This window comes from Vibrio sp. V38_P2S17PM301 (assembly GCF_009904845.1).
GTDB classification, from domain to species: domain Bacteria; phylum Pseudomonadota; class Gammaproteobacteria; order Enterobacterales; family Vibrionaceae; genus Vibrio; species Vibrio proteolyticus.
On sequence record NZ_WXWO01000019.1, the window covers coordinates 1 to 11,158 of the forward strand.

The following is an 11,158-nucleotide window of genomic DNA, read 5'->3' on the forward strand; positions in this document are numbered from 1 at the left end:
CCCTTCAGACCAATCTAGTCGACCATGTTTACGAAGCCAAACTAAAACGGTAGAACAACCTTGGATGCCGTACTTCTCTTGAGCTTGTTTGTAAGTGAGGCTGCCTTTTTCAACCTCATCCACTACGGTGAGTTTAAAAGCGAGGGAGTAATCGCGCTGAGTTCTTTTAGTGGTTGATTTCATAACACTCTCCCATTTTGGGGTTGGAAAGTGTCAACCTTATTTAGGACGTTACAGAGCGCTACAAAAAAGCCCCGGAGCAAGGCTCCGGGGCTTTTTATTCATCTTCTACAGAATTCAGGAATTACTGCTGAACTGTGTATTCGAACGCAGGAACAACGATTTCTACACGACGGTTCTTCGCACGACCTTCGCGAGTTGAGTTGTCTGCAACTGGGTTGTTCTCACCTTCGCCACGAGTCGCGATGCGAGAAGAATCGATGCCTTTTGCGTTCAGAGCTTTCGCTACTGATTGAGCACGTTTTTCAGAGATCTTCTGGTTGTAAGCTGCTGAACCTGAAGTATCTGTGTAACCAACGATTTCTACGTTAGCTTGTGGGTGCTGGTTCAGGAATGCAACCAGGTCATCCAGCTGTGCTGCGCTTTCTGCTTTCAGCTCAGTGCTGTTCAGAGCAAAGTTACCTGTACCAAGTGTTTTCGTTTCGAACGTCTTAGTTACAGGTTGTGGTTCTGCAACCACTGGCTCTTCTTCAACGACAACTGGTGCAGGAGCTGCTTCTTGGCCACCGAATTTGTACACAACGCCCAGAGTTGCAGAGTTGCCTGCTGCGCGAACACGGTCGTTGTTCATGTCAGTAATTGTTTGGTATTCAAGACGTACAGTCACGTTCTGGTGAGAATTGATTTCCAGACCAGCTGCGCCTAGGTAAGACCAGTCGTTTTTGCTACCGTAATCAACGTATGCACCACCGAATTTACCGTACAGAGAGATATCATCAGTCAGAGGCAGGCTCAGTTTAGGAGCTAGAGTGATGGCAGATACATCGTCATTGCTACCGTTAAGGCCAGCAGTACCAGTGTTGAATTCACCCAGGTAATCGTAGCCAGCTTCAAGCGCGAAGTATTTGTTCCACTCGTAACCTGCGAATGCACCCAGAGTTGAATCTTCGTCATCACATGGTTGACCTGAGATACACGCGTCGTCTAGCCAAGTTTTACCAACTTTTGCACCAACGTATACTTGAGCCATTGCTGAAGTAGATGCCATTAGAAGTGACGCTGAAATTACCGCTGCTAACTTTTTCATTATAAATCCTCTAAATTTCTGCTTGAGGCAGACTTATTCGAAATGGATGATGCGCCTCAGTGCTCACCCCAAAACGTTGTCTCTACATACAGCGCTTTGGTGATTAGCACCGGACTGATTTAGTTCCAATTCCGTTTGCGTATTCCACCTAGCGGGTTGCGATTTTTTGTCCGCAACTCACTGACGCAGCGAACTATAATCAATTTGCAGCAAGATGAAAGAGGAAAAATGTCAATTTCTTGTCACTGAAATCTGAGTATTTAGTTAACCAATTCACCGCCAGCCCTTATTAAATCTGGCTCCAACGAATTTTTAGTGAGTACAACCCTCTATAATAACAACCTTATAACTAAGCATTTTTTCTCATTTTTGAGACAAATAATTTGTGATGTTGAGGGAACTTTTTCAATAAACATAAAAAAAGCCGTAGTATTAACCACGGCTTGTCATTGACATTGCTGATGTTTTTACGCGTTAGCTTCTCGCTCAGTGATAAAATCCAGCGCCAATTTAATACGCGCAATCACTCGCTCACGACCGATCAATTGCATAACAGCATCCACTGATGGAGACTGACCACCACCGGTGACTGCAACGCGCAGCGGCATGCCGATCTTACCCATACCGATTTCCAGTTCGTCACACACTTCTTTAATGACGTTATGCAGGTTCTCGGTAGTCCAATCAGACAGCGCTTCCACTTTCGCCAACGCCAACTCTAATGGCGCTTTAGCCACACCACGCAGGTGTTTCTTCGCCGCGCCCGCTTCAAACTCAGAGAAATCTTCGTAGAAGTATCGAATTTGCTCCGCAAGCTCAACCAAAGTATGGCAACGTTCACCGACCAGTTGAATCACGTCCGTAATGACCGGGCCATTGTCTGTGTTCAGCTTTTGGTTGTCTAAGTGCCATTGCAGATGTTCAGCTACGTACTGCGGATCAGACGTCTTAATATAATGGTTGTTCAACCACAACAGCTTTTCGGTGTTAAAGGCCGACGCAGACTTAGAAATGGCGTTCAGGCTAAACATTTCGATCATTTCTTCTTGAGAGAAGATTTCCTGATCGCCATGTGACCAACCTAAGCGAACCAGATAGTTGTTCAGAGCATTCGGCAGGTAGCCTTCATCACGGTATTGCATGACAGAAACCGCGCCATGACGCTTAGACAGTTTCGCACCGTCATCGCCCAGAATCATCGCACAATGAGCAAAGGTCGGAACGGGTGCGCCCAGCGCCTCGTAGATGTTGATCTGACGAGGCGTGTTGTTGATGTGGTCTTCACCGCGGACAACGTGAGTAATACCCATGTCCCAGTCGTCTACCACCACAACAAAGTTGTAAGTTGGTGCACCATCCGTACGACGGATGATCAGATCGTCCATTTGTGCGTTACTGATCTCGATACGACCACGAATTTGATCATCGAAAACCACGCTGCCTTCTTTTGGATTGCGGAAACGTACCACACACGGGTCACCGTCTTTTGCCGCCGCGTTAGCCGCCACTACTTTCGGATGGTTCGCGTCGTAACGAGGCATCTCTTTATTCGCTTCCTGCTCTGCGCGGATCTCTTCGAGCAGTTCTTTAGACGCGTAGCACTTGTACGCTTTGTCTTCCTCCAGCAGCTTTTCGATCACTTCATCATAACGATCAAAACGTTTAGATTGGAAATAAGGACCTTCATCCCACTCCAGCCCCATCCACTTCATCCCCTCCAGAATCGCGTCTACGGCTTCCTGAGAGTTACGCTCCAGGTCAGTGTCTTCGATACGCAGAACAAATTCACCACCCTGGTTCTTTGCATATAACCAGGAATAAAGTGCAGTACGTGCACCACCAACGTGAAGATAGCCAGTCGGGCTAGGAGCAAAACGAGTTTTAACCGTCATTTGTCATTTACCTTTATGAGAACACTTCTGCTGAGATCATCAGCGCGAGCAATAGTTGGGCGGTATTCTAGCACTCCAGAAACATTCACGACAATTCGCCCTAAAGAAAACTTTTGTTCTCCGGGGGGATAAAGTACTCGTCCCCTCTTCTAACCTCTCTAAGCATCGTTGGCGATTCGGCAAGAAACTATCTTGAAAGAAAAAGCATCCAAAGGATTCACTCACGAATTGAATCAACGTTTTTGTTTGTTTTTCCTGCTTGACCTTACCCTTGCAGCAAGGTTTATGCTCATTCACAGTAAACAAAAAGCAAGGATTTCAACATGAACCATTTCTCTATTGCCCTTTCCGGGCTCAGCTGTATGGGCTGTGCGAGAAAAGTCGAGCGCAGCCTGCAAGAGAACACCGACGCCGAAATTATCGAGCTGTCTCCGACACAGGTTGTGGTCAATACCTCCAAGTCGTTTGAGCAAATCCGGCGCCATATTACTGCGCTCGGTTATCAGGCTGGCAATAATGTTGAGCTGAATCTGTCAGGGCTGAGTTGTGACCACTGTGTCAACAAAATCCGCACTGCACTGGAAGCAACTGAATCGGTCAGTGAAATCAATATCGACACTCAACACCTGAGTGTTTACACCCCTCTAGCCCCGGAAGACATTATCGCGATCGTTGAGTCACTGGGATACCAAGCAATTCCGGCTGACTCAGCCGTATCCCCACAAGCAGATGAAGCACTAGTGAGCGCGCAAACTCAGGCGCAACATACACCTGACACAAAAGCCTCACCGGATAGCCTTGCGACTCACCTGTTGATTGAAGGCATGACCTGCGCAAGCTGCGTCTCCTCTGTTGAACGGGCCCTGTTGTCGGTTGAGGGCGTAGACAAAGCGCAGGTGAACCTGGCTGAACAGAGTGCGATCGTCTTTTCAAATCTGGCGCAGCCACAGTTGACCCAATCCCTGACCGATGCGGTTCGCACTGCAGGTTACAAAGCCAAACTGGTGGCCGACCCTGCCACGCAGCAGGAAGAGCAAGCCAAACAGTTGAAACAGCAACAACAGTGGCACCTGAGTGCCGCCATTAAAGGCTTAATCATCGGCGCCCCCCTTATGTTATGGGGAGTATTGGGTGGCAACATGATGATCCGCAATGCCAGTGATCAGTTCGCTTGGGGCATCGTGGGGTTGCTCTGCTTATGGTTGCTGGCCACGGCCGGACGCGACTTCTTTATCAACGCCTGGCAGGCACTGAAACACAAACGAGCGACCATGGATACATTGGTCGCTCTGGGCACGGGGTCGGCTTGGCTGTACTCGATGCTGGTGATTGCTTTTTCTGATTGGTTCCCCCCCGCCGCGCGTCATGTTTATTTTGAAGCCAGTGCGATGATAGTCGGCCTGATATCTCTCGGTCATTACATTGAAGCCAAGGCCAAAGCCAAAACCACCCGTTCACTGCAGGCTCTGATCAATCTGCAGCCTCAAACCGCGACTTTAATAGGCCCTCAAGGCGACGAAAGTATTGCGGTTGAGCAAATTCATCTCGGCATGCAACTGCGCATCAAGCCGGGCGAGAAAATTCCGGTCGACGGAAAAGTAGTGAGTGGTGAATCGTATGTGGATGAATCGATGCTGACCGGCGAACCTCTTCCGGTCATCAAGCACACTGGCGAACCTCTCTCAGCCGGAACACTGAACAGTGATGGTTCACTGGTAATGGAAGCCACAGGTATCGGCGCTCAGACCATGTTGGCACGCATCATACGTCTGGTCCGTGAAGCGCAAAGCAGCAAACCTGCCCTTGCCAAATTGGCTGACCAGATTTCAGCGGTCTTTGTTCCCGTGGTAGTCGCGATTGCCATTGTGGCAGCGCTGATCTGGTTTGCCGTTGGCCCGGATCCAAGAGCAAGTTATATGTTGGTTATCGCGACAACCGTACTGATCATCGCCTGTCCATGCGCGCTGGGGCTGGCTACGCCACTTTCGGTCACCGTTGGCGTTGGCAAAGCTGCCGAAATGGGGATTCTGATCAAAGACGCCGATGTGCTTCAATCCGCCAGCAAAATCGACACGGTGGTGTTCGATAAAACCGGCACCCTGACTCAGGGCAAACCCGGTGTGCAGCAGGTGTTTACGTTTGGTATCAACGAACCGGCACTGCTTGAGCTGCTTTATACCGCCGAACGTCAGTCAGAGCATCCACTTGCCAAAGCCATCTGCCAGTATGCACGAGAGCATCAGGCGAATACTCTGGAAGTAGACACATTTGAAAACGTGAAGGGCCGAGGTATTAAAGCCACCATCGCAGGCCGGCGTATCTCGGTGGGCTCTCTGCAATACCTTGCTTCCTCTGGCGTGGATATGAGCATCGCGAAAGAGGCACAGGCCACGTTAGAGCGCAATGCTTGGACCCCCGTGGCCATTGCCGAGGAACAAAAGCTTATCGGCTTAGTCGCCATTGCAGACCCGCTGAAAGCCGAATCTCAAGACACGATTCAAGCATTGAAACAGTTGGGAATCCATACCGTGATGCTGACTGGTGATCACCAGTCTGTTGCGGATGCTATCGGTCAACAGCTCGGCGTTGATCAGGTGATCGCTCAGGTTCTGCCGGATGAAAAAGCTGGCCATATTGAAGCGCTCAAAAAACAAGGACGTAAAGTCGCCATGGTGGGTGATGGCATCAATGATGCTCCGGCTCTGGCGTTAGCAGATATTGGTATCGCGATGGGCAGCGGCAGTGACGTGGCGATTGAAAGTGCTCAGATGACTTTACTGAATTCTTCACCAATGGCTGTACTCAAAGCGATTGAACTGTCGAAGGCAACCATCAGAAATATGAAACAAAACCTGTTTGGAGCCTTTGTTTACAACTCCTTAGGCATTCCGGTTGCGGCTGGAGTTCTGTATCCGGCCTTTGGCTTCCTGTTAAGCCCGGTCGTTGCTGGTGCGGCGATGGCTTTGTCGTCAATCACAGTCGTCAGCAACGCAAATCGACTAAGATTATTTAAGTCCACTTTTGATTCTTAAGAGGTCAATATGAAACTAAAAACACTCTCGCTGCTGGTTCTGAGCGCGTTATCGACACAAGCACTGGCTGCCGAAATCATTAACCACAAATCACCCTACTGTGGTTGCTGCAGCGAATGGACCAAACACATGCGTGACGCTGGCTTTACTGTCACAGAAAAGCTGCACAAAGACATGAACAGCGTGAAGCAGCAGTACGGAGTTAAGCCTGAACTCGCTTCCTGTCATACTGCTGAAATCAATGGTTACGTGTTTGAAGGCCACGTGCCAGCCAAAGATATCAAGGCATTTCTCGATAACCCACCAGCCAATGCCAAAGGTTTAGCTGTACCGGGAATGCCTGTTGGCTCACCTGGTATGGAGTACGGAGACCAAAAAGACGCGTTTCATGTTTATGCGTTTAACGAGCAAGGCCAGGTCTACACCTTCAGCAGCTATAACCAATAAAGAAAGCCCCGTAAGACGGGGCTTTCTTACCTAAAATCTGAACGGATGTAAGTCACAACCTGATTTACACGATCCCATGGGATCGGATCAATCGTCGCATTCTCTGATTTTGCGCGCTCAAGAATATCTTGGTATTCCCAGCCTTTTCGATAGCTTGCTGCATCCCTGCCGTCAATGCTTTTATCACTCTCTTTCACTGGCGCGATCTCATCGATAAAGGTGTAAGTACCGCACCCAGACAGCCAAACTTTAGCCTGACCATTAGGGAGCAAACCAAAAACTACTTCATTCTCAAAGCAACTCACATTTTTATTATAAAGAAACTGTTGCCTCGCCAACATTTTAGTTTTGATCTCTTTCGATAACTTGAGTTGAGTGACAAAGAAGCGCTGATCAAACAGTGAGGTCCAGTAAACGTAAATACTATCAGGTAAATATCTCATCGCTGCAATCTGAGGCAAGCGTCTATTGCCGGATCCAAGGGGAAGAGCAAATCCGTCATAGTCAGGCAGCAACGCTCTAATATTAGATAAACGACTTGCCGCCATTGCCGCAGCGCTCGTGTCATTGTGCATCAGTGAGGTCCAATCTTGTGCCTCATTGATGCCATACGAACGACCTACTTTTACAGGATAGAATGAAGGAGTGCTAATCCTAACCTGCCATGGGGGAAAATCCTCAGGCAAGCTAGGAGAGCGAACGAATGCCAACACCGGAAAACTCAGAACAAAAACGAACACTGCAATTAAATGACGAATCAATTGATATTCCTAACTCAGTGAGGGAGATGTCCACAATAACATCGCTTAATGGCTAAAAGTCTTTGTTCTAAAGTCTGGACGAAGATAAGTCACAACCTGATTTACACGCTCCCATGGGATCGGATCAATCGTCGCATTCTCTGATTTTGCGCGCTCAAGAATATCTTGGTATTCCCAGCCTTGTCGATAGCTTGCTGCATCCCTGCCATCAATGCTTTTATCACTCTCTTTCACTGGCGCGATCTCATCGATAAAGGTGTAAGTGCCGCACCCAGACAGCCAAACTTTAGCCTGACCATTAGGGAGCAAGCCAAAGACTAAATCATTTTCGTAACAGTTCATTCGGTTGTCGTAGAAAAACTGCTTTTGGATCAACATCTTGGCTTTCAATTGTTCTGAAAGGTGAAACTGAGTGACAAAGAAGCGCTGATTAAATAATGATGTCCAATAGAGATACACCGTATCTGGTAAATGGTTCGTTTCAGCTATTTGACGTACGTACGAAACAGGAGGCCCTAAATACAGCTCAAAACCATCGTATTCGGGGAAGTCTACACGGACATTGGAGAGGCGGCTGGCAGACATTCCCGACATATGATTATGCAATAATGAAGTCCAGTCCTCGTTTTCATTCACTCCAAAGCCTCTATTAACAACAGCGGGATAAAAAGATGACATTGTGATGCCAACCCTCCACGCCTTAAGATCGTCTGGTAACTCAGGCAGATGAGTAAATGCACGAGCCTGATTGACAAAAAGGAGCAAGAACAACGCCAATATCAATTTCATGGAATCGTCGACCAGAGGTGAAAGTTGCGGTAACCAAGTTATCTTGGTTTGAAAGTGTATATCTTATTGACCTTGTCCCAAGGTATTGGCGTCAAGCTAACCTTCTCTTCATCAGCACGCTTTTGAATGCGCTCAAAGGTCCAACTGCTACGATAGCTTTCTGCATTACGTCCATCGGTATCTTCACTGTTTTCTGCTGCGGGTTCGAGTTCTGTCAGGTAGGAAAAACGATTGCAACCGGCGATCCAAACTTTGGCATGACCATTCGGTAATAATCCGAAAATCAAATCACTTTGGTAACAAGTGCGTTTGGCATTGTATGGACTCGTGGTCAGTACCATCATGCGTTGCTTGATATCATCCGTAAGTTCGAACTTGGTAACAAAAAAGCGCTGATTAAACAGTGATACCCAATATAAATATACGGTGTCTGGTAAATGGTTCGTTTCCGCTACCTGTCTTATGTAATTGACACCTGTACCAATATACAAACCAAATCCATTATAGTCAGGGTCTAAACTTCTAACACCTTTCAAGCTGGTTGCCGACAATGTTGCCCCTGGCGTCTCATTATGAAGCAGAGATGTCCAGTTTTCACTTTCGTTAACACCATATCCTTTTGTCAAATGTGCCGGATAAAAAGACGGGGATGCAATACCAATACGCCATGCAAGCAAATCCTCAGGGAGGGTAGAGGCACTAACAAATGCAAACGCTGGGGAGAATTGGCATAGATTAAACACTAATATTATAATACGTATCATTATCATTCCTTACATTCGAAGACCTGCCTAACATACCGCCCAGATTGTTTGTGCTCATTTGGCTTGTTAGCAATTCCATTGTCCGAAGAATGGTGAATAAGATTAGACTTTTGCAGTTTTATCAGCATATCTTGGTTCATTAAGCTAGGATCAACGCAACCTTGTAGAGCTTGCTCCAACACGGAGTCAGCTTTCTTTTTAAATTCAATATCACCAATTTTTTCACTCACATTAAAGTTTTTGTTATTCACATCGTTAATATCAGGAATGGCATTGCTATGGAATAGCACGCCTTTATTTAAAGCAAGCCCGAACATCAGCCTCAGATACAATCTCGAGAGTTCACCTTCCACGACCCTCTTTTTATATAGTTTCCCGATCAAGACCGGGCGGTTGCCCGCACCTCTGGAAACAAACTCTTTCGTATAATTGGAGGCTTCCCACCCTAAACTGACCTCCTTGGCCAATTCCACATCTAGTCGCTTACTAAGATACTCTCGTGTTCTTTCGTAGCTATATACATTATCGTTGTGAGGACGCTGCACTTTAGCAATGCACTTGCTTTCTAAGCGTGGGAGCAAATACTCTGGATCGTCATAATATCCCGTAGCGTGATATCCGCCACCTAAATCGGAATGCGCTCCCGGTAATACGACTTCTAAAAAATGCCCGGCAGGGTTGAGCTTATTGAGACAAAAGTTGTAACGATATTCCGTTGTGGGGTGCGCGGTCAGATGTACTGCGCTCTTTACTTTAGCAGGATCTAACCACAACCGGACATCGCCGTTGTCATTATTGTGAGGAGTGAAGTCAGCCCGTCCAAAATCCACTATCGCCGCAACAGTATCAAACAGCCCAACAAAATTAGCGCAGCAATTTCGGGATTCATCCCAAGCGAAAGAGGAGGATAGAACTATTCCCTGAGATACCATCGCTTTTTCTAGGTTTTGAGCCAATTCACCACGACTTCCTTCGGCCATCACGTTAACAAAATGACGTGCAGCAGCAGCCCCGCGACTAAAGCCAAAAACATCAAACTCAATACATCCTATTCCATCAAACGTATAAGGTTCGATATCGACAGACAATTGAGATATGTGGTCACAGAGCTGTTCAATCCCTGTCGATACTTTGGCAACCACACCATAGTCACCGGTCCCTAGCGCCTGCCCTGGAAAAATAGATTCATCTGCAGGTGCTAGATTAGTTTCATTCCCAGTTCCAATACCTGTGACATATTCCCGATGAACATACAGATTCTGATCTTGTAATAATGTTTTCTCCCGGAAAAAACTCGAATAAAGGTCATACAGTTTTTGTATGTTGGTCAGTTCATTTGTTGCACTACCATCAACGCTCTCATCATCTTGCCAGAACCAATAAAAACGATCGTTTGGATAACTAAAACAGTTGCCGGGTAAATCTTTAATTTTCACCTCAGAAGGAGAAATCCCTGCTTTTTTTGCAATTTCATTTTTACCTTGCTCAAAACGTTGTTTCCATTCACCAATATACCGCTCAAACTGTTGCTTGCCCCATTGGGCACTGAATGTGTTGTTTCCTGTGCCATCGAAGAACATCCCGACGCGAAGCGTGATGTAATTAAACCCTCGCACTTTGATCAGGTAGCTGTTCCCCGACTCCAGATTTATCATATCGGCTTTGCCCGCTTGATGCCGCTCTGGCAACACTTGCTCGGGTTGCAGTACGACAAAATCCCCCGCCGTGGCATTCAGAAGTTGTCTGGGGGTGGCTTTATATCCCACTACGTTTTCTTCAATCCAGACACAGACAGGATCTTGCTCACCTTGATATGGTTTGCGCGCTTCCGAGTCCTGTAACCACGCAGGGTTGTCAAATTGTAGCTCGACGGCTCCTTGAGCAATATTACATAATAGAATGTTGCCTTGGCTGGCCTTGACAGGAAAACACTTGCCCGCACTATCTTTGAGTACTCCAGGCACGCTGTTAAACGGCTGGTTGTGCTCATCCACCAAGCGAATTTCAATCCAGTTGAGTTCACTGGCACTGCTACTCACCGACTGCTGTTGTTCCGCTTTATCGGTCCCGCCTTGCCAGAAAACACTGTGCTCTGGTGGATAACCTCCCTGGTCATCGGACGCCTTCGTCGGCTTTTGGTTCACCGCCGAAAGCGTACCTGCATTGCTGTACGCCTCTGCGGCCGCATCGTAATCGTAGGCATTGT

The 11,158-nt window shown here is 47.3% G+C and carries 8 protein-coding genes and 1 pseudogene; 2 read left to right on the top strand and 7 right to left on the bottom strand.

The annotated features are described in order from the left end of the window. From CAG64_RS03940 to gltX, 3 genes and pseudogenes are all read right to left on the bottom strand, one after another. Window positions 1–183: pseudogene (locus tag CAG64_RS03940) on the bottom strand (IS3 family transposase); the annotation flags it as partial. A 121-nt stretch (window positions 184–304) separates the two neighbouring features. Continuing rightward, window positions 305–1,267, bottom strand: a complete 963-nt coding sequence (locus CAG64_RS03945; protein ID WP_161458003.1) for an OmpA family protein — start codon at window positions 1,265–1,267, stop codon at window positions 305–307. 467 nt (window positions 1,268–1,734) lie between these two features. After that, window positions 1,735–3,159 (bottom strand): glutamate--tRNA ligase, encoded by a 1,425-nt coding sequence (gltX, locus tag CAG64_RS03950; protein ID WP_161447728.1) that lies wholly within the window; start codon window positions 3,157–3,159, stop codon window positions 1,735–1,737. A gap of 323 nt (window positions 3,160–3,482) precedes the next feature. On the opposite strand from gltX, the gene CAG64_RS03955 reads away from it, so the two are divergent. Together CAG64_RS03955 and CAG64_RS03960 are read left to right on the top strand one after the other, a co-directional pair. Further along, window positions 3,483–6,191 carry a heavy metal translocating P-type ATPase gene (locus CAG64_RS03955; protein WP_161447726.1) on the top strand — a complete coding sequence of 903 codons (2,709 nt, stop codon included), beginning with the start codon at window positions 3,483–3,485 and terminating at the stop codon, window positions 6,189–6,191. Between the two features lie 9 nt (window positions 6,192–6,200). Beyond that, the gene (locus CAG64_RS03960) at window positions 6,201–6,638 is read left to right on the top strand and encodes a DUF411 domain-containing protein (protein WP_161447724.1); all 438 of its coding nucleotides are present in this window, start codon (window positions 6,201–6,203) and stop codon (window positions 6,636–6,638) included. Between the two features lie 26 nt (window positions 6,639–6,664). On the opposite strand, the gene CAG64_RS03965 is transcribed toward CAG64_RS03960, so the two are convergent. The 4 genes from CAG64_RS03965 to CAG64_RS03980 all read right to left on the bottom strand — a co-directional run. Continuing rightward, on the bottom strand, window positions 6,665–7,399 hold the full coding sequence (locus CAG64_RS03965; protein WP_021705804.1) for a DUF2931 family protein: 735 nt from the start codon (window positions 7,397–7,399) through the stop codon (window positions 6,665–6,667). A gap of 45 nt (window positions 7,400–7,444) precedes the next feature. Then, window positions 7,445–8,188, bottom strand: a complete 744-nt coding sequence (locus CAG64_RS03970; protein WP_161447722.1) for a DUF2931 family protein — start codon at window positions 8,186–8,188, stop codon at window positions 7,445–7,447. A gap of 38 nt (window positions 8,189–8,226) precedes the next feature. After that, window positions 8,227–8,952 (bottom strand): DUF2931 family protein, encoded by a 726-nt coding sequence (locus CAG64_RS03975; RefSeq protein WP_161447720.1) that lies wholly within the window; start codon window positions 8,950–8,952, stop codon window positions 8,227–8,229. A 2-nt stretch (window positions 8,953–8,954) separates the two neighbouring features. Further along, window positions 8,955–11,158, bottom strand: a 2,204-nt coding sequence (locus CAG64_RS03980) for a phospholipase effector Tle1 domain-containing protein (protein ID WP_161489276.1), incomplete at its 5' end; no start/stop codon positions are given.

Coding starts and splice junctions, on each gene's coding strand:
- CAG64_RS03975 (WP_161447720.1), bottom strand. CDS start 8,952: ATGATACGTATTATAATATTAGTGTTTAATCTATGCCAATTCTCCCCA.
- CAG64_RS03945 (WP_161458003.1), bottom strand. CDS start 1,267: ATGAAAAAGTTAGCAGCGGTAATTTCAGCGTCACTTCTAATGGCATCT.
- CAG64_RS03960 (WP_161447724.1), top strand. CDS start 6,201: ATGAAACTAAAAACACTCTCGCTGCTGGTTCTGAGCGCGTTATCGACA.
- CAG64_RS03970 (WP_161447722.1), bottom strand. CDS start 8,188: ATGAAATTGATATTGGCGTTGTTCTTGCTCCTTTTTGTCAATCAGGCT.
- CAG64_RS03955 (WP_161447726.1), top strand. CDS start 3,483: ATGAACCATTTCTCTATTGCCCTTTCCGGGCTCAGCTGTATGGGCTGT.
- gltX (WP_161447728.1), bottom strand. CDS start 3,159: ATGACGGTTAAAACTCGTTTTGCTCCTAGCCCGACTGGCTATCTTCAC.